The sequence below is a fragment of the Rhodococcus sp. Q1 genome, assembly GCF_004153645.1.
GTDB lineage: Bacteria > Actinomycetota > Actinomycetes > Mycobacteriales > Mycobacteriaceae > Rhodococcus > Rhodococcus gordoniae.
The window spans coordinates 98,170-116,593 of sequence record NZ_SDMJ01000007.1; the positions used below are offsets into that span (position 1 = coordinate 98,170).

Below are 18,424 nucleotides of genomic sequence, written 5' to 3' on the forward strand. Positions count from 1 at the left end.
GTGCACAGTGACCGACACGCCAACTGTGCACTGTGTTCCACTTTTGCGATTTCGTGACGCCGAGTCGCTCGCATGTGAAAAATTGCTACGAACATGTGTCGCGAGCCCGGCGCCGGTCTCGCGATCTCGCCGAATGTGCACCCTGCCCCGGCTCGTCCGGATCCGATGTGCATCTCGACTCCGCGATGGCGATGCATCCGACGGTAGCGCAGTGCGACAGTGGTCCGACGGTACGAACCGTGCCGCGCACGTTCCCGAGGTTCCGGAGAGTTCGATGACCACTCGCACCGATACACCGGCAGCGCCGGCAACCGAAACGGATGCAGGCACCCCTACGGCCCTGTCCGCCCTGCTCGCCGGGACCCTCGTCGGGACACTGAGCAACAACATCATCAATGTCCCACTGCCACAGATTCTTTCCGACTTCGACGCAAGCCTCGACGACGGCGCGCTCCTGGCCGTCGGTTTCCTTCTCACTTTCGCTGCGGCGATGCCCCTCGCGGGGTACATCGGCGACCGATACGGCCGCCGGCGCGTCTACTGCGGCGCACTGCTCGGCACCGCGATCTGCGCGGCCGGAGCGGCGACGGCGCCGACCCTCGAGATCCTCGTGGTCTGGCGCGCCCTCGGTGGACTCGCGGCCGCCGCCTTCGCACCGGCCGTCATGGGGCTGATCGCGTGGCTGTTCGGCGCACACCGACGCGCACGCGCGGTGAGCGCGTGGGCCACCGTGAACGGACTCGGCCAGGCCGTCGGCCCCACCCTCGGCGGTTTCGTTGCGGGACAGTGGGGTTGGCGATGGGTTTTCGTCCCGATGATTCCGATTGCACTGATCGGACTCGCCGGAACGCTGCGCTGGATCCCGATCTTCCCCGGCCGCCGGATGACCCTCGACGTACCCGGCGCGATCGCACTGACACTCGGTTCCGCCGGAGTCGTGCTGGGGCTGAGCATGTTCGGACAGGCGGGGATCCCCACGTCCGCGGCAGGAATCGTGCTGGCGGTCTCGATCGTCGTACTCGTCGGTTTCGTCGGGCACTGCCTGCGCGCGACCGTACCGTTCGTCGACGTCCGGCTGCTGGTCGAGAGCCGGTTCGCGCGGAGCGCGGCCGCCGCCTTCGCGCAGATGTTCTGCCTGGGTGCGGCCCTGCTGGCCGTGCCGCTGCGGTTGCACGCGACGGGCGCGTCGACGGCTACGGCCGGGGTGATCCTGTTCGCGCTGCCCGCAGTGATGGCGGCCCTCGCCCCGGTGGTCGGCCGCACCGTCGATCGTGTCGGTGGACGACGGATGTTGCGGGCGGGACTGGTGGTGCTGCTCGTCGGTCAGGTCGCGCTCGCCGTCGTCCTCTCGGCGGACGAGCCACGCCTGTGGCTCGTCGCGACGGTCCTGGCGATCACCGGTGCCGGCATCGCCGCCGTGCAGACCCCTGCAGCGGCAGGATCGACCCGGTCACCGGCGGGTGAGCGCGGGACAGGGCTGGGCGTGTTCAACCTGATCCGTTTCGGCGGATCGGCCGTGGGGGCGGCGTGGGTGACCGTCGCGCTCGGCTCGTGGACGGTGGGCCCGCTCTTCGCGGTGTGCGCCGTGGTCGTGTGCGCGGGGTTGGCCGCCTCGTTCCTGGGGACGGATCCGGAGGACACCGAACCCGTCTCCGATTCGACAGCCCTCAGCGGTAGTTGATCTCGTTCTCGACCGAGGTGCGCAGCCGGTCGAGGAGCTCGAGCCGGACGGCGAGCCAGGCCGTGAACTGGTTCTCCGGTATCCGGACGTCCATCGCCATCGCGCGGGAGATCCGGTCGAGCTTCGACAGCATCGTGTTGCGATGAACCGACAACTCCCGCGCCGCCGCATTGACGTTCCCGCCGGCCGCGAGATAGGCCGACAACGTGTCGTAGAGGTCGGTGCCGGGCTCGAGCGCGCCGAGCACGTCGCCGACGAATCTGCGGCTCCGGTCGGTCTCGGCGACCAACTCGAGCACGCCGTAGCCCCGCAGATCGCGATACGCCACCGAACCCGACATCCCGAGCCGCTGCCCGATGCCGAGCGCCACGCGGGCCTGCCGGTAGCTCTCGCGGATCTGGTCCGCCCCGACGGCCGGAGCACCGTGGGCGACGGGTACCGGGCGCACGCGCCGGCGGGACAGATCCTGTGAGACCGCGTCGGCGTACTCGGCGATCTCGAGCTCGACATCGCGCGGGTCGCGGTAGCGCAGCGACCGCACCACGACCAGGACGTCGCCGATCACCGTGACGTACGAGCGCACCGACGGATGGGGCAGGACGCTGGCCGCGTACCGGGCCAACCGCAGCAGTCCACCGGATTCGTCGCCACCCGGACCGGCCGGGTTCTCCCCGTAGCCGGGCGCGACGAAGACCGCGAACGTCGAGGTGAGGTCGATGTCGTGGTACTCGGCGCGGGCCTGCATGTCGTGCTGGCTGGTGAAGCTGCCGTGCACCAGAGCCTGCACGAAATCGCCGCGGGCCCGTTCCTCGGCCTCGTCGACACTGCGTTGCCGCAGCATCTCCGACCCGATGATCGCCGTCGCCTGTTCGGTGACGACCGCGTGCTGGGCCAGCTCGTGCGGTCCCGGCGACGGCCCCGAGGCGAGAACGACCACCCAGCCCTCGAACCGTTTGCCGAGCCGGATGGTGCTCGCCGTGCACGTCCAGGGCGTGCCTCCGACGACCTCCTCCAGCACGCGGGTGTCGTGGTGCGCGTGACGATCCGCTGCCGTCACCGCCGACAACTTCTCGAGCAGGATCTCCGAGATCTCGTCCGCCCGGCCGGCATCCACGCCATGGAAGGCGACGGCCTGGCCACGCGCGTCGAGCGCGATCGCCGGATGCTGCGCGAGGGCGGAGACCTCCTTGACCAGCAACGTCAGTCCCGCGCCGCGGTGCAGCAGACCGGCGAGCGTCGAGTGCACGTGCGCGGAATAGCGCATGACGTGCATTTCCTGCATCAGCGACCGCTCGGCGAGCAACCTGTTGAGCGCCGCGAATCCCACGGGCAGGTCGAGTTCGATCACCACCGATCCCGGCGGCCAGGACACTCCGGCGGGCGCCGCGCCGTCGACGACCAGCGCCGCGGCGCCGCGGGCCGCAAGCGCGGACAGAGCGTGCGCGCTGTCGGCGAGCGACTCCGGCCGCATGTACACGGCGACACCGTCGAGATCGTCGAATCGGCCGATGACCTCGCCGAACGGCAGCACCCAGGTGAGCGCCCGGTCGAGATCGGCCTCCCGATCCACGACCCGGGCGCCCGCCATGAGCGGTTCGTCGAGCAGCCCTCGGACAGTCAGACGCGGGCTCGATTCCATGGGGACCTGCTTCCCTCGGGAGCATCTGCGGGCCGCGAGGGGGTGGGCCCGCCGACACCGTGGCGGTGTGCACTTTCTACACCAGTTACCAGAGTCGTGGGTCACAGACACATGTGCACTGTGTACACCGAATTCCGAAAACGACGGTGATCTTGACCGTCCCCATCGGCGCGCGGCCCTGTTAGAAATGAGCCACGCCGGACGCACCGCTTCACCACTCCGGCACCCGCCGACACTTCAGCGACGCGGCATCGGCGGGACGCATCCGGATCCCGACGCGGACCAGGAATCGTCCGACTCTCCGACCCGACCTCGAAAGTGGACACCCATGCACCGAATCCACCGCATCACCCTCGACGACGCACTCCCCCTGCTCGCCGCCGGCCGCGCGAAGGCCGAGGAGATCGGCGTGAAGCAGACCCTGTGTGTCTGCGACGAGAGCGCGAATGTCATTGCTCTGCACCGGCTTCCCGGCGCCCGCCTCACCGGCGTCGAGATCGCCATGGCGAAGGCGTTCACCGCCGCCGGGCACGAGCGCGCCACCCACCTGTTCAACGAGGGCCCCAACGGACCCGCCCTCCCCGGCAACGAAGCGTTCGGCATCAGCCACATGCTCCCCGGGAAGTTCGCGATCTTCGTCGGCGGCTTCCCCCTCGTCTACGACGGGCAGATCGTCGGCGCCGTCGGCATCAGCGGCGGCAACGGCGAGCAGGACAAGGCGGTCGGCGCCGCCATGATCGCCGAATTCGAAGCTCTGACCTCCGCGATCAACGCCTGATCGCATCCCCCGCACGACCTCCTCACCGAAAGGCATCATCATGACCGAACTGCTCGGACGCGACGAATTCCGCGCCGCACTCGAAGACGCCATCAAGGGACGCGAGGCCAAGAACGCCTCGTTCAGCAAGGCGTGGGCCGAGGGCAAGCTCGAAAAGCACCACTTCGCCCGGTGGGCCGAGAACCACTACCACTACGTCGGCCCCTTCGCCGACTACCTGGCGAACATCTACTCCAACACCCCCGATCACTTCACCGACGCCAAGGACTTCACCCTCCAGAACATGTACGAGGAGGAACTGGCCGACATCCGGCACACCGACCTGCTCATCAAGTTCGCCGAGGCGTGCGGCACCACCAAGGAGCGCGTCGAGGATCCGAACAACATGAACGCCGTGACGCGCGGCCTGCAAGCGTGGTGCTACGCGGTGTCCCAGCGCGAACACTTCGTCGTCGCCACCGCGGCGCTGGTCGTCGGCCTCGAATCGCAGGTGCCGAGCATCTACAAGAAGCAGATCGTCCCGCTGCGCGAGGTGTACGGATTCACCGAGGACGAGATCGAGTTCTTCGACCTGCACATCACCTCCGATGTGGTGCACGGTGAGCGCGGCTACCAGATCGTCCTGGACTGCGCCGACACCCCGCAGCTGCAGCAGCGCTGCCTGCAGCTCGTCCGCTGGGGAGCGGAGATGCGCTTCTCGTACACGAAGGGCCTGTACGACACGTACGTCGCTCCCGATCTGGAGCTGGCGTCCGCCTGATCCGATGTGCGGGAGCGGAAGTCGCTCGCGGCTTCCGCTCCCGATGTCGCACACGAGCGAAGGAGAAGCATGTCCACCGAAATCATGGGCAGCGGGACCACCGGCACCGATGCCGCAACGGAGTCCCCGGCCTGGGTCGCCGTCGCCACGGTGAAAGAGGTGACCCGCCGCCGCAAACTCCGCGTGGAGGTCGCCGGCCTCGCGATCGCACTGTTCCATGCGAACGACCGCATCTACGCCTTCGCCGACCTGTGCATCCACCAGGACCGCTCGCTCGTGAAGGGCACGCTCCTGCACGGCCGGGTCATCTGCCCGGGCCACCAGTGGCGCTTCGATCTCGAGACCGGATACGAAGAGGACCAGGACCTCTGCCAGCCGGTCTATCCCGTCCTCGTGCGCGACGAGACCGTCCTCGTCGACCCCACCCCGCGTCCGGCACCGGCCGCATCCGGAAAGGAGTGCACGGCATGACCGTTCGCACCGTAGTCACCGTGGGCGCCGGCCAGGTCGCCGCCGTCGCCGCACGCACCCTGCGTCGCCGCGGCTTCGACGGACGGATCGTGCTGCTCGGCGACGAGCAGCACGCCCCCTACCAGCGTCCGCCCCTGTCGAAGGAATTCCTCGCGGGCCGTGAAGGAGTCGACTCCCTCGCGCTGCTGACCCGGAAATGGCTCGACGCCAACGACATCGACATCCGCACGGGCGTGTCGGTGCAGCGCATCGACACCGCGACCCGCACCGTCGAGTTCGACGGCGGCGAGATCGCCGCCGACGCGATCGTTCTCGCGACGGGCGGACGCCCCCGCACCCTCACCACCACCGGATCCCGTCCCGATCTCGTCCACTACCTGCGCACTGTCGACGACGCGACCGCCCTCGCGGCACGCCTGACCCCGGGGTCGAGTCTCGCAATCGTCGGTGGCGGCTTCATCGGACTCGAGATCGCCGCGACGGCACGATCTCTCGGCGTGACGGTGACGGTCCTCGAACAGGCCGAACACCTGCTCGGAGGCATTCTCGGCGAGCGGGTCGGCGGCCACTGCGCCGATCTGCACCGCCGCAACGGCGTCGACCTGCGCACCGGCACGGGTGTCGCCTCGGTGACCACCTCCGACAGCGGCGTACGGATCGAGACCACCACCGGTGGGATCGTCGAGGCCGACGCCGTGGTGGTCGGTATCGGCATCGTGCCCAACACCGACATCGCGGCGGCGAGCGGACTGACCGTCGACGGTGGGGTCGTGGTCGACGCCACCGGACGCACCTCGGTCGAGAACATCTACGCGGCAGGCGATGTCGCGAAGCGCTTCTCACCGCGGGAAGGCCGGCACATCCGCGTCGAGCACTTCGACAACGCGAACCGGCAGGCCGCGGTGGTCGCCGACACGATCGCCGGACGGCAGTCGCTCTCCGACGACCCGCACTGGTTCTGGTCGGATCAATACGACACCAACATCCAGTTCGCCGGATCGGCTTCCGGAACAACCGAACTCGTCGTCCGAGGTGATGCCGGCAGCGGAGAGTTCTCCGTCTTCTATCTCGCGGGAGACGTATTGACCGCCGCCTTCGCGATGGACCGCGGCGAGGACATCATGGCGGCCCGCGAACTCGTCGGACGCCGAGTGGACGCGGCGCTGCTCGCCGACGAGGACACCGATCTGTGGGAGATGTACGAGGAGGTCGAGCCCGCATGACGATCACCGGCCTGAACCACATCGACGGCAACTGGGTACCGGCGGCCTCCGGAGCGGTCTTCGAACGCCGCAACCCGGCCGACGAGACCGATCTGATCGGCACCTTCCCGGATTCCGACAGCGTCGACGTCCGCAACGCCGTCGGCGCACTCGACAAGGCCGCGCCCGAATGGGCCGCCACCCCGCCGGAACGCCGCGCCGCGATCCTCGAAGCGGCCGCCGACCACCTCGCCGCGCGCTCGGCCGAACTCGTCGACGAACTGATCCGCGAGGAGGGCAAGACCCGCACCGAAGCGTCGATGGAGGTGAGCCGCACCCCCATGAACCTGCGCTTCTACGCGGGTGAAGCGCTGCGCGCCACCGGTGCGACCTTCCCGGCCCCCGGATCCACGACGATCTACACCGTGCGCGAACCGATCGGGATCGTCGGTGCCATCACACCGTGGAACTTCCCGCTCAACATCCCCTCCCGCAAGCTCGGGCCGGCGCTCGCCGCCGGCAACACGGTGCTGTTCAAGCCGTCCGAGATCACCCCGCTGATGGGGCAGCGACTCGTCGAGGCCCTGCTCGCCGGTGGTCTGCCGCCCGGCGCAATCGCACTCGTCCAGGGCGACGGCAAGGCAGGCGCGGCCGTGTCCGGCGACGAACGGGTCGCGGCCGTGACCTTCACCGGCTCCACCGAGGTCGGACGCGCCATCCACCGCAGCGTCGGCCCCGACCGGCGCGTGCAGCTGGAGATGGGCGGCAAGAACCCCGTCGTCGTGCTGGCCGACGCCGACCTCGACGCCGCAGCCGCACTGATCGTCAAGGGCGCCTTCGGATTGTCGGGCCAGGCGTGCACCGGCACCAGCCGTGTCGTCGCCGTCGACGCAATCCACGACGAGTTGCTCGAGAAGGTCGCCGAACGCACCCGCGCCCTGCGGGTGGGACCGGGTTCGGGTGCCGCCGTCGACCTCGGCCCGCTCGCGAGTCGCGGTCAGCTCGACAAGTTCCTCGAGTACGTCACCATCGGCACGGACGAAGGCGCACGGCTCGTGTGCGGTGGCGCGCGATGCGACGACGATGCGCTGCGAGACGGATTCTTCGTGCGGCCCACAGTGTTCGCGGACACCGCACCGGGGATGCGCCTGCTCACCGACGAGATCTTCGGACCCGTGCTGGCCTTCCAGCGCGCCGGTTCCTTCGACGAAGCCCTCGTCCTGGCGAACGACACCGCCTTCGGGCTCAGCGCCTCCGTCGTCACCCGGAGCCTCTCGGACGCCCAGCGATTCGTCGCCGGATCGAGGACCGGACTCGTGAAGGTCAACCAGCCCACCACGGGAATGGCCATGAACGCACCGTTCGGCGGTTACAAGCAGTCGAGCACGCAGACCTTCAAGGAACAGGCCGGCCCCACGCTCATGCAGTTCTACCAATCCGAGAAGACCGTCTACCTCGCCCCCGACGCCTGACCGGCGAACACCCCTACACATGCCTGGAGGAAAGACCATGGAGTTCAAACGAGTGGCCCGATCCGGGCAGGTGCCCGAAGGCATCGTCCGCCGGTTCTACGCCGACGACTACGAGTTCGCCGTCTCCCGGCTCGACGGCAAGGCGTACGCGACATCCAACTACTGCTCGCATCTCGACTGCCTGCTCTCGTCCGGCAAGCTCGTCCAGGACGGCATCGGGTGCTCCTGCCACGGAAGCGCGTTCGACCTCGCAACCGGTGAGCCGATCTGCCCTCCGGCCACCGAGCCGATCAAGACCTATCCGTGCGAGGAGCGCGACGGGGAGATCTTCGTCGGGATCGACCCCGCCGAGCCGCCGGAAGGACCGCGCCGACGCAGGATGCGGTCGGCATGACCCGGCGCGCTGTACGACCGGCGACGCTCGCTACCGGGGGCATGGTCGCGTCGAGTCATCCGCTCGCGAGTCGGGCCGGGGTCCGCGTGCTCGAAGACGGTGGTAACGCCGTCGACGCGGCCCTGGCGATGGCGGCGGTCACGTGGCTGACCCTGCCCGGGCAATGCGGCATCGGTGGCGACGCCTTCGCCGTGGTGCGCGAACCGGACGGATCGGTGTGGACGGTCAACGGCAGTGGTTACGGACCCGACGGCGGCACACCGGATTTCTACCGGGAACACGGACTCGGCGCGATCCCGCTCGACGGGGCGCTCGCCGTCGCCGTGCCCGGTGCGCCCGCCGCGCTGGCCGCACTGCACCGGCGGGGAGCGAGCAGGTCGCTGCCCGAACTGTGGGCACCGGCCGCCCGTCTCGCCGGAAGCGGCCTGCCCTGCTCGGCGAAGACCCGGACCGATGTGCAGACCGCTCTCCATGCGATCCGCGGCGACGCCGGACTCACCTCGGTGTACACCCCGGGCGACCGTTTCCCGCGCGTCGGCGACATACTGCCGCAACCGGATCTGGCCCGCACCATCCGTGCTCTCGCCGACGATCCGGGATCGTTCTACACCGGCGCGCTCGCCGAACGCTGTATGGCTACGCTGCAGGGGGGCGGAGCACCGTTCACCGGCGACGAATGGCAGGCCGGGGCGACAGTGGACGCGGAAGCACCGCTCACCGCCACCTATGCGGGGCACGTCGTGCACCAGACCCCGCTCCCGACGCCGGGATGGATGGTGCTGCACCAGGCCGCCCTGTGCGACGGCGCACTCGGCACGCATCCCGTGCTCGGGGCGGCATCGATCGACCGGATGGCCCGCGCGGCCACCCTCGCCTTCGAGGACAGACTCCGCTGGTGTTCGTCGGACAACGACGGGGTCGCGCGGGTGCTCGACCCCGCGAATATCGCAGCGGGTCGCGCACGGATCGACGAGCGTGCACCGGCCGGGGCGTTCGCGGTCGCCGCCGGGGACACGACGTCGTTCGTCGCCGTGGACGCCGACGGGCGGGCGGTGTCGTTCATCCATTCGCTGGCGTTCACCTTCGGCGCGAAACTCACCGTGCCCGGCACCGGCATCGTGCTCAACAACCGGCTCGGTCGCGGTGCCTACCTGATCGACGGTCACCCCAACGAGGTTGCACCGCGCCGCAAGCCCCTGCACACACTCAACGCGTGGATCGTCACCGACTCGGCGGGCGAGCTGCGGCACGTCGGCAACACCCCCGGCGGCGACGGTCAGGTGCAGTGGAACATGCAGTTGCTGTCGCACCTGCTCGATCACGGTCTCGATCCCCAGGAGGCGGTCTCGGCGCCGCGCTTCACCGTCTTCCCCGGATCGGACGCCGACGTGCTCGGCGAACCGACCGCGTTGCGGATCGAAGGCGACGTCGCCGACGGTGTGTGCGACGAACTGCGCCGGCTCGGTCACCGGGTGGAGATGCTCGAACCACTGGGCGCCGACGGAAGCGCACAGGTGATCTCGATCGACGACCGCGGAGTGCTGTCCGGCGGCAGCGATCCACGACAGGAGGGGGTGGCGCTCGGTGTCCTCTGACAGTGCTCCGCAACGGGTGTCCTCTGGCAGTGCTCCGCAACGGGTGTCCTCTGACAGTGCTCCGCAACGGGTGTCCTCTGACAGTGCTCCGCAACGGGTGTCCTCTGATATTGCTGCTGTCGCACCGCGTCCGCAGGGCCGGTACGTCCCCGCCGTACTGGCCGGCGACACCGTCCGCACGGCGGGCATGACGCCCCGGCGCGACGGCGAACTGATACTCACCGGGCGGGTCGGCGCGGAGGTCACCGTCGACGAGGCACGTGCCGCCGCGATCGTCGCGGTGGGCAACGCGCTGGCGGCGATCCGTGCGGCGCTGCCGGAGGGCACACCGTTCCGGCCGGTCGAGATGGTCGTCTACGTCGCGACCGCGCCCGGGTTCACCGACCTGTCGGTGGTCGCGGACGGCGCGTCGAACGTGATCGAACGCGAACTCGGTGTCGCCGCACTACCGGCACGCACCGCCGTCGGCGTCCACACCCTGCCCGGTGGAGCGCCGCTCGAGATCGCACTGACCGCCGTGTGCGGATAGACGGAGGCCACAACCGGGAAACGAAGCTCACAACCCCGGTGGTCGGCCATCAGGGTTGCGAGCCTCGACTGTGGGTGGTCCACCTCGGCGACGAGCGCTCACCTCTTCGCGCCGATGTCCTCGAGTTCGGCTGCGAGATCGACACTCTCGGACGGTCGCTGCCACCGATACACTCCCCCGCCCTGGGCGTAGGAGAGGTGACCGCCGAGCGCGCCGCCGACACTTACGGCGCCGAGACCGACCAGGGTCCACACCGTCCCCGTCCGGTCGTGCCGCGCGCGACGCGCGCGATAGGACGTCGCCATGCAGATCGCCCCGATCGCATTGGACACAGCATGCACCGCGCCGACCCTGCGCTGGGGAACATCGAGGGTGGAGAAGTCGGCGTATCCGGTGATCACGGTCGGAACGGCCGCGGCCAGTCCGAGGGCGACGAGTTTCCGGGACGCGTCCCGCTGACCGGACAGCGCATCCAACACGGCAGCGGAGATCCACGATCCGATCGGGACGGTGACGAGGAGGGGATGGACGGGGTGTCCGAGCCAGGAACCTCGGAGCAGGTCGTCGACGACGGAACCGTCGAGGACTCGCCGTATGCGCTGCGCGATGCGCTCGGCGGGCCGATCCACAGCGTCGAAGGATTCGACGGTGCGCAGGAGTTCGTGCAGGTTCATGATGGGGCGATACCCGCCGGCAGCAGATACGAATCGCCGGGTGACCGCGATGCGACGGCACCCTTCGATCGCCGGCCATGACGAGAGCGGCATTCGTATTTCTGTCGTATCCCGAGGGCACCATGCGGCCGTGACCGAAAAGACCGTCGGGCTTCCCGAGGACTATCCGCAATTCCTGGACGAACTCGAAGCACAGGTTCGTCGAGCGCGTCTACGGGCTACACGCGCCGCGAATACCGAACTGCTGATCCTGTATTGGACGCTCGGGCACTCCCTTCTCGAGCGTCAACGTGTACACGGCTGGGGATCGAAGGTCGTCGACCAACTGGCCAGGGACCTGCGCTCCGAGTTTCCACACATGCGCGGTCTCTCGCGCCGCAATCTCTTCTACATGCGGTCCTTCGCGGACGCCTGGCCCCAGGAAACAGTGCAACAGCCTGTTGCACAATTGCCATGGGGACATGTGACGGTCCTTCTCGACAAGCTCGACAACCGAGAGCTTCGCGACTGGTACGCAGCTCGCGCAGCAGAACACGGGTGGTCGCGTCACGTTCTGGCCCATCAGATCGCCGGGCAGTTACATCGCCGTGTAGGTGCCGCACCGTCGAATTTTCCGGACCATCTTCCTCCACAGGACTCCGACCTCGCACAGCAACTCGTCCGCGACCCGTACATCTTCGATTTCCTCGATCTCGACGAGCGGGCCGCGGAACGAGAACTCGAAGCGGCACTGATGACACGTCTCGAACAGGTACTCCTCGAACTGGGGCACGGGTTCGCGTTCGTCGGCCGCCAGTACCACTTCACCGTCGACCACGACGACTTCTACATCGACCTGCTCTTCTTCAACTGGATTCAGTCGCGCTTCGTGGTGGTCGAGCCGAAGATCGGCCGGTTCGAGCCCATCCGCGAACTCGTGCCTACCGACAGCGAGTTCGCCGACGCGGTCGATGCGACCTGGGACAAGCTCACGCCGGACCGCACCGACGGAGACGATCCGCAGAGCTGACACCGTTCGTCGGCAGCTCCGGACGCGGTACGACTATTTCTCGTCGAGCGGTTTCGCTCCCAGTACGTCCTTGAGCAGTTCGATGGCGACTTCCTCCGGATCGCGACGCGTCGACGGATCGCCGGGTGTGGCGGCCTCGGCGAACATCTCCTCGACGTCCGCCTCCGTCATCTGCGACGGGTCGGGCGGCGGCGCGTCGTAGCCCGGCCCCGGATCGTCGGGGAGATCGGGGGCTTCGGGCGGCGGGATGTCGTCGATGTTCTCGACGGACGGACGTGTGAAGGTCGGGGCTGCGGAAGCGGAAGCGGTGGCCACCGGCCGCTGCGGTGCGGCGGAGGCTTCGGCGGGCACAGCCGGCGCGGCGTTCTTCGCCTGACTCGGCCGGGAGAAACGGGGCTGACCTGCGGGGCGCGAATTCTTCTCGGGCGCCTGGGTTCTGACGGGCGCCTCCGCAGCCGAACCGTGTACGCAGGTGACCTCGAACTCCCCACCGAAGACCTCGTGCAGCGCATCGGCGATGACTGCAGCGTTGCGCGGGTCGGCGAGTCGCTTCGCGAGCGGAGCGGAGTCGTGCACGAGCACGACGCGCGTGCCGTCGACCGAGCGCACGGTGGCGCCCGAGAGCATCACCTCGACGGTGCGGCTCCGTTCGCGGACCTTCGCGCGCACCTCCGACCACACGCCCCGCATCTGGGCTGCATCGGGACCGCTGGTCGCGCGGACAGGTTCGGGCTCGGGTTCGGGAGCAACCGGCTCCTCGATCTCGGGTGCAGGCGCGGGCGCGGGCGACGGAATCTCCTGCCCGACACCCTCGTCGGGCACACTCTGCGGCTGCGACACCTCCGGAACGACGGGAGGCGGCACCGCAGCGGGAGGCGGCGTCGGGGCAGATACCGACTGGGCCGGTTCAGGCTGCATCGGTGCCTGCGGGGCGGGGGCCTGCTGGACAGGGGTCTGCTGGACAGGGGTCTGCTGGACAGAGGCTTCCGGTTGCGGCCGAGTGGCCTCGCGAGGCGGCGCGGCAGGCGGCACCTCGCTCACCCGGCGCTGGGAGGGTCGCTGGAAACGCGCTGCGGGCTCGTCGGGCGAGAGGGGCGGTGTGGCAGGGGCGGACACGGGCCTCGGTGCAGCATCTCCGGCCGGAGGCGCGACGATACCCTGTTCGAGACGTTCGATCCGTTGCAGCACAGCGGTTTCCGCATCGGATGCCGCGGGGAGCAGCATGCGCGCACACATCACCTCGAGCAGCAGTCGCGGCGACGTCGCCCCACGCATCTCGCCGAGCCCGGCGTGCACGATCTCGGCGTAGCGCGTGAGGGTGGCCGGACCCAGACGGGTCGCTTCGTCGCGCATCCGCTCGAGGACGTCGCCGGGTGCGTCGACGAGCCCACGCTCGGCGGCATCGGGCACCGACTTCATGAGAATGAGGTCGCGGAGGCGTTCGAGCAGGTCGACGGCGAAGCGACGCGGGTCGTGTCCGGCGTCCATGACCTTCTCGACGGTGCCGAACAGCCCCGCGCCGTCACCGGCCGCGAGCGAATCGACGGCCTCGTCGATGAGCGCGACGTCGGTGACGCCGAGCAGCGACAGGGCGCGGTCGTAGGTGACGCCTTCGGGTCCGGCGCCGGCGAGGAGCTGGTCCATCACCGACAGCGAGTCGCGGGGGGATCCGCCACCGGCGCGGATGACCAGCGGGTAGACCGCATCCTCGACCGGAATGTTCTCCTGGCCGCAGATCTGTTCGAGCAGCCCCCGCATCGCGGTGGGGGCGAGCAGCCGGAACGGGTAGTGGTGCGTGCGCGACCGGATGGTCGGCAGCACTTTCTCGGGCTCGGTGGTCGCGAAGACGAAGATCAGGTGCTCCGGCGGCTCTTCCACGATCTTGAGCAGGGCATTGAAGCCCTGCGTGGTGACCATGTGCGCCTCGTCGATGATGAAGATGCGGTAGCGCGACTCGGCGGGAGCGTAGAAGGCGCGGTCGCGGAGTTCGCGGGTGTCGTCGACACCGCCGTGGCTCGCGGCATCGAGTTCGGTGACGTCGAGATTGCCGCCGCCACCCGGCCCGAGCGACACGCACGACCGGCACGTACCGCAGGGCGTCGAGGTGGGGCCCGTCTCGCAGTTGAGCGAGCGGGCGAGGATACGGGCCGAGGACGTCTTGCCGCATCCACGAGGACCCGAGAACAGGTAGGCGTGGTTGATGCGGCCTGTGTCGAGCGCCGTGCTGATGGGCACGGTGACGTGCTCCTGCCCCACCACCTCCGCGAAGGTCGCAGGTCGATACTTCCGGTACAGAGCCACGCGCCGAGCGTACCGGCGGCGGCCGACACGCACGGAGGTCGGTCCGCCGCCCTCTGTGGCCGAGACCACTCCTGCGTCGGGCGTATACCGAGATCCATCGCGCCTGACGCCCCGGCCCGGGCACGATCCACCCTGACGATCCCCGAGCTCGAGGACGAAGGAGTCGTCACGGTCGAGAAGGAGGGCGGGCTCAGCCGCGAGCGAAGAGGCGGATGCGCTGCTCGCGGCTGCGCTCGAGATGAGCACGCATGTGCTCACGGGCCGCGGACTCGTTCCGCGCCCGCAACGCGCCGAGGATCTGCGCGTGCTCCCGGTTGAGCAGATCGGGTTCGCCGTAGTTGGACGGCGGCCCGGAGTCGTAGATCCGCAGCTGGGTGGTCAGTCGCACGAGCAACGTCGTGATCGTCGTGTTGTGCGCGGCCTGCCACAGCGCCTCGTGGAACCGGAAGTTCCCGATGCGCACCGCGGCATCGTCGGTGGCGGAGCAGCACGAATCGTGCAGCCGCTCGAGCCGGGCCATGTCGAGATCGGTGTGCCGGACCGCCGCGGCGCCGGCCGCCTCGGATTCGAGCGCGACGCGCGCCGCATAGATCTCGATGACGTCCTCGGGAGTACCGGAACGCACCCGGAAGCCGCGGCTCGCCCGTTCGAGCAGACCGTCGTGCGCGAGCCAGTTGAGCGCCTCGCGGATGGGGGTGCGGGAGGCCCCGTAGGTCTCGCTGAGCTGGGTCTCGTGCAGAGCGGCGCCGCGCGGGAACTTCCCGGCGAGGATGTCCGAGCGCAGGCGCAGGTACTGCCTGGAGGTCTGGTCGTCGCGCCCGGTGGGCGGTTCGACGAGAAGTGAGCTCTCCAGCTCGGCCGTCGCGTCCTGCTCGGTCATCTACACCCTCCGTAGGCATGCCGGTTACGTGCGCCGATTATGCCACTGTCAACGTGCGAATACTTGCGTATACGCTATCCGTCGTTTAGCGTCGGTCGGGCGAACACGACGAGAGGACCGAACGCGTGACCCAGGCGAGTTTTCGAGACGAGCAGGTGCTGATCAGCGCCGACGAGCTCTCGAACGATCCCGGTGCATACACCGTCCTGCACGCCACGGTCACCTTTCCGAAGCCCCGATTCGACGGCGACTACCGGCCGGAATCCGGCTACGCGACCTGGCGCGCCGCACACATCCCCGGGTCCCTGCACGCCGACCTGCTCGGTGGATTCAGCGCCCCGGACCCCGACCTGCACTTCACCCGTCCCACTCCGGACGCCCTCGCGGCAGCCCTGGCCGAACTCGGCGTGGCCCCCGAGGCCGACCTCGTCGTCTACGACGACGGTGGCATGACCTGGGCGTCCCGGCTGTGGTGGATGCTGCGCAACATCGGCGTCTCCGCCCGCGTCCTCGACGGCGGCTTCGCCCGCTGGACCGCACTCGACCTGCCTGTGGAGGCCGGCGACGCCGCCGAACGCCACCCCGCCACGCCTCGGACCGCGCGGACCGACCGCGGCCTGTGGCGCGACCGCGACGACGTGCTCGCCGTGGTGTCCGGCGACGCACCGGGCACCCTCGTCTGCGCGCTCGACGCCGCGCAGTTCGCGGGCACCGCCACCACCCGTTACGCACGCCGCGGGCACATCGACGGGAGCCGGAACCTGCCGGCCAAGAGCCTGCTCACCGACGGGATCCTGCGGAGCACCGATCGGATCGGCGAGCTGACCGAGCAGGTGCTCACCGACACGTCCCGGCCGCTGATCCTGTACTGCGGTGGCGGCGTCTCGGCCTGCCTGCTGGCGCTCGCCCTGGTACGGACGGGACACGACGACGTCGCCGTCTACGACGGCTCGCTCGAGGAGTGGACGGCCGACCCCGCCCTCCCCATGCGGACCCTCGGAGAAGAGAAGGGCGGCGCATGATGCGATGTCCGCGATCCTGACCGCTTCGTCCTCTCCCCTCCCCCGACAGGATCTTCCGTGACCACGATCCCCACCATCGACGATCTCGCCGCCACCCTCGACGCTCTGCGCGCGCGGACTCCGCTCGTACACTCGCTGACCAACATCGTCTCGGCCAACTTCCTCACCAACGTGCTGCTCGCCGCGGGCGCCAGCAACGCGCACATCGACAATGCCCATGAGGCAGGCGATTTTGCACGCATCGCCGGTGGAGTGCTCGTCAACCTCGGCACGCCCTTCGACGAGACCTCGGTGGCCTTCACCCGCGCGGCCGAGGCGGCGCACGAAGCCGGCACCCCCTGGGTCCTCGACCCCGTCGGTGTGGGCGGACTCGCGTGGCGCACCTCGCTCGCCGCCGACCTGCTGAAGTTCCGTCCCACCGCGATCCGCGGCAACGCCTCCGAGATCATCGCGCTGGCCGGTCTGGGTGGCGACACGCGCGGCGTCGACAGCGCCGACGAGGCCGCTGCCGCCGTGCCCGCCGCCCTGACCCTGCTCGATCACGCCGACGCCGTGTCGGCCTCCGGTCCCGTCGACCATCTCGTCGGCCGCGACCGCGAAGGCTCGATCGTCGGGCTACGCATCGCCGGCGGCAGCGCGATGCTGCCGCGCGTGACCTCCACGGGATGCTCTCTCGGTGGTCTCGTCGCCGCCTACCTCGCGGTCGCGGAGACCCCGCTCGCCGGCCTCGCGGCAGCACACACGCACGTCGCGGTGGCTTCCGAGATCGCCGAGGGGAACTCCACCGGCCCAGGCTCGTTCGCCGTCGCCTACCTCGACGCCCTGTTCACCGTGGACGCCGACACGGTGCGCGCCCGCGCCCGCGTCGAGCCGTTCGAACTCCCCTCGAAGGACACGAAGTAATGCCTGTCAATACCTTCTGGTATCTCACCCAGGCCGACGGCGACTACCCCTGGAGCCCCGGCGGGTTGTACCCGGTGGACGGGCAGCGGCAGATCGAACTCGCGAAGACCATCGACGACGGCGGCTTCGAGGGCGCGCTCGTCGCCACCTGGCCGAACGATCCGTTCATCTCGGCGACGTGGGCGGCCGCGCACACCAGCCGGATGAAGTTCCTCGTCGCGATCTACGCGAACATGATGCCCGCGCGACTGCTCGCCGAGAAGGCCCTGACCTTCGACGCGTTCAGCGGTGGCCGCCTGATGATCAACTCGGTCAACGGCCGGGAGAACATCCTCACCAAGTACGACATGAACGTCGAGCACGACCGGCGGTACGAGCTCGGCGAGAAGTACTGGGACGAATTCCGCCGGATCTACGCCGAGGGCACCGAGTCGAACTTCCCGAACACCCCGTTGCGTATCGACGCGCCGGCCGACCGTTCGGTGCCACTGTGGGGCACGGGCGACTCCCCCGCCGGCCTGCAGAACGCCGGCAAGATCCTCGACGCCTATCTGATCATGCTGCGTGAGACCTCGTTCGTCACGCAGAAGTTCACCGCTGCCCGCGAATCCGCTGCTGCGGAGGGACGCGAGTACACCGACTTCGGCGCACTGTCCGGTGTGATCGTGCGCCCGAGCCGGGACGAAGCGATCGAGCGGTTCCGGTCGCTGTTCGAGAAGGCCGGCATCGAGCAGATCCAGGACGTGCTCGACAAGGCGGTCCGCCGCCGCACCCACGGCAAGCAGGACCTGAAGACCTTCACCGCGCGCGACGCGCAGCGGCAGGGCTGGGTCGACTCCATCAACGCCGGCACGCTGCCCGAACCCGAGGACCTGTATCTCGGCGACGGCCTCTACGCGGGCATCACCGCGTGGTCACCGCTGGACATCTTTGCCACGGGTTCGTCGGCGGTCTACTACGTCGGCGACCCGGACGAGATCACCGGCCACGTGCGCACCCTGCGCGACGCGACCGGACCGACCTCCCTGATCCTCGCCGGATGGCCGCTCATCGACGAAGCGAAGAACGTTGCGGAGCACCTGATTCCGCGTTTCGAGAAGCTCTGACGGTAACG

General features: G+C 69.1%; 17 protein-coding genes. 13 read left to right on the forward strand and 4 right to left on the reverse strand.

Annotation, left to right across the window (positions count from 1 at the left end; all coding sequences use genetic code 11):
- Positions 1–211: 211 nt before the first annotated feature.
- Positions 212–1,681 (forward strand): MFS transporter, encoded by a 1,470-nt coding sequence (locus tag EQ874_RS19065; protein WP_129977759.1) that lies wholly within the window; start codon positions 212–214, stop codon positions 1,679–1,681.
- On the opposite strand, the gene EQ874_RS19070 is transcribed toward EQ874_RS19065, so the two are convergent.
- The gene (locus tag EQ874_RS19070) at positions 1,668–3,320 is read right to left on the reverse strand and encodes a helix-turn-helix domain-containing protein (protein ID WP_129977760.1); all 1,653 of its coding nucleotides are present in this window, start codon (positions 3,318–3,320) and stop codon (positions 1,668–1,670) included. The two genes, EQ874_RS19065 and EQ874_RS19070, sit on opposite strands and share 14 nt — an antisense overlap.
- 328 nt (positions 3,321–3,648) lie before the next feature.
- On the opposite strand from EQ874_RS19070, the gene EQ874_RS19075 reads away from it, so the two are divergent.
- From EQ874_RS19075 to EQ874_RS19110, 8 genes are all read left to right on the forward strand, one after another.
- Positions 3,649–4,098: a heme-binding protein gene (locus EQ874_RS19075; protein ID WP_006552488.1), complete on the forward strand. Its 450-nt coding sequence runs from the start codon at positions 3,649–3,651 to the stop codon at positions 4,096–4,098.
- Between the two features lie 40 nt (positions 4,099–4,138).
- Positions 4,139–4,858: an iron-containing redox enzyme family protein gene (locus tag EQ874_RS19080; RefSeq protein WP_006552489.1), complete on the forward strand. Its 720-nt coding sequence runs from the start codon at positions 4,139–4,141 to the stop codon at positions 4,856–4,858.
- An 84-nt stretch (positions 4,859–4,942) separates the two neighbouring features.
- The gene (locus EQ874_RS19085; RefSeq protein ID WP_064062904.1) at positions 4,943–5,329 is read left to right on the forward strand and encodes a Rieske 2Fe-2S domain-containing protein; all 387 of its coding nucleotides are present in this window, start codon (positions 4,943–4,945) and stop codon (positions 5,327–5,329) included.
- Positions 5,326–6,552 (forward strand): FAD-dependent oxidoreductase, encoded by a 1,227-nt coding sequence (locus EQ874_RS19090; RefSeq protein WP_129977761.1) that lies wholly within the window; start codon positions 5,326–5,328, stop codon positions 6,550–6,552. Before EQ874_RS19085 ends, EQ874_RS19090 begins: the two co-directional genes overlap by 4 nt.
- Positions 6,549–8,003: an aldehyde dehydrogenase family protein gene (locus EQ874_RS19095; protein ID WP_129977762.1), complete on the forward strand. Its 1,455-nt coding sequence runs from the start codon at positions 6,549–6,551 to the stop codon at positions 8,001–8,003. Before EQ874_RS19090 ends, EQ874_RS19095 begins: the two co-directional genes overlap by 4 nt.
- Positions 8,004–8,040: 37 nt before the next feature.
- A complete protein-coding gene (locus EQ874_RS19100; protein WP_129977763.1) occupies positions 8,041–8,397 on the forward strand; it encodes a non-heme iron oxygenase ferredoxin subunit in 357 nt (118 codons plus the stop codon).
- Positions 8,394–9,992, forward strand: coding sequence for a gamma-glutamyltransferase (locus tag EQ874_RS19105; protein WP_129977764.1), 1,599 nt, complete (start codon positions 8,394–8,396; stop codon positions 9,990–9,992). The genes EQ874_RS19100 and EQ874_RS19105 overlap by 4 nt, the downstream gene beginning before the upstream one ends.
- A 97-nt stretch (positions 9,993–10,089) precedes the next feature.
- Positions 10,090–10,521: a RidA family protein gene (locus EQ874_RS19110; protein ID WP_242496814.1), complete on the forward strand. Its 432-nt coding sequence runs from the start codon at positions 10,090–10,092 to the stop codon at positions 10,519–10,521.
- A 98-nt stretch (positions 10,522–10,619) separates the two neighbouring features.
- Here the strand turns inward: EQ874_RS19110 and EQ874_RS19115 are convergent, their stop codons facing one another.
- The gene (locus EQ874_RS19115) at positions 10,620–11,195 is read right to left on the reverse strand and encodes a DUF2231 domain-containing protein (protein ID WP_129977765.1); all 576 of its coding nucleotides are present in this window, start codon (positions 11,193–11,195) and stop codon (positions 10,620–10,622) included.
- 130 nt (positions 11,196–11,325) lie between these two features.
- On the opposite strand from EQ874_RS19115, the gene EQ874_RS19120 reads away from it, so the two are divergent.
- Positions 11,326–12,204 (forward strand): PDDEXK nuclease domain-containing protein, encoded by an 879-nt coding sequence (locus tag EQ874_RS19120; protein ID WP_242496815.1) that lies wholly within the window; start codon positions 11,326–11,328, stop codon positions 12,202–12,204.
- A 33-nt stretch (positions 12,205–12,237) separates the two neighbouring features.
- Here the strand turns inward: EQ874_RS19120 and EQ874_RS19125 are convergent, their stop codons facing one another.
- A complete protein-coding gene (locus EQ874_RS19125; RefSeq protein ID WP_129977766.1) occupies positions 12,238–14,505 on the reverse strand; it encodes a DNA polymerase III subunit gamma and tau in 2,268 nt (755 codons plus the stop codon).
- Positions 14,506–14,695: 190 nt separating this feature from the next.
- Positions 14,696–15,385, reverse strand: coding sequence for a GntR family transcriptional regulator (locus EQ874_RS19130; protein WP_016932250.1), 690 nt, complete (start codon positions 15,383–15,385; stop codon positions 14,696–14,698).
- 125 nt (positions 15,386–15,510) lie between these two features.
- Between EQ874_RS19130 and EQ874_RS19135 the strand changes: the two genes are divergently transcribed.
- The 3 genes from EQ874_RS19135 to EQ874_RS19145 are packed head-to-tail and all read left to right on the forward strand — an operon-like array spanning position 15,511 to position 18,416.
- The gene (locus EQ874_RS19135; RefSeq protein WP_129977767.1) at positions 15,511–16,407 is read left to right on the forward strand and encodes a rhodanese-like domain-containing protein; all 897 of its coding nucleotides are present in this window, start codon (positions 15,511–15,513) and stop codon (positions 16,405–16,407) included.
- A 57-nt stretch (positions 16,408–16,464) separates the two neighbouring features.
- On the forward strand, positions 16,465–17,310 hold the full coding sequence (gene thiM, locus EQ874_RS19140; protein ID WP_129977768.1) for a hydroxyethylthiazole kinase: 846 nt from the start codon (positions 16,465–16,467) through the stop codon (positions 17,308–17,310).
- Complete coding sequence (locus EQ874_RS19145; protein WP_129977769.1) at positions 17,310–18,416, forward strand: LLM class flavin-dependent oxidoreductase; 1,107 nt, start codon at positions 17,310–17,312, stop codon at positions 18,414–18,416. The genes thiM and EQ874_RS19145 overlap by 1 nt, the downstream gene beginning before the upstream one ends.
- The last annotated feature ends 8 nt before the right edge of the window (positions 18,417–18,424 follow it).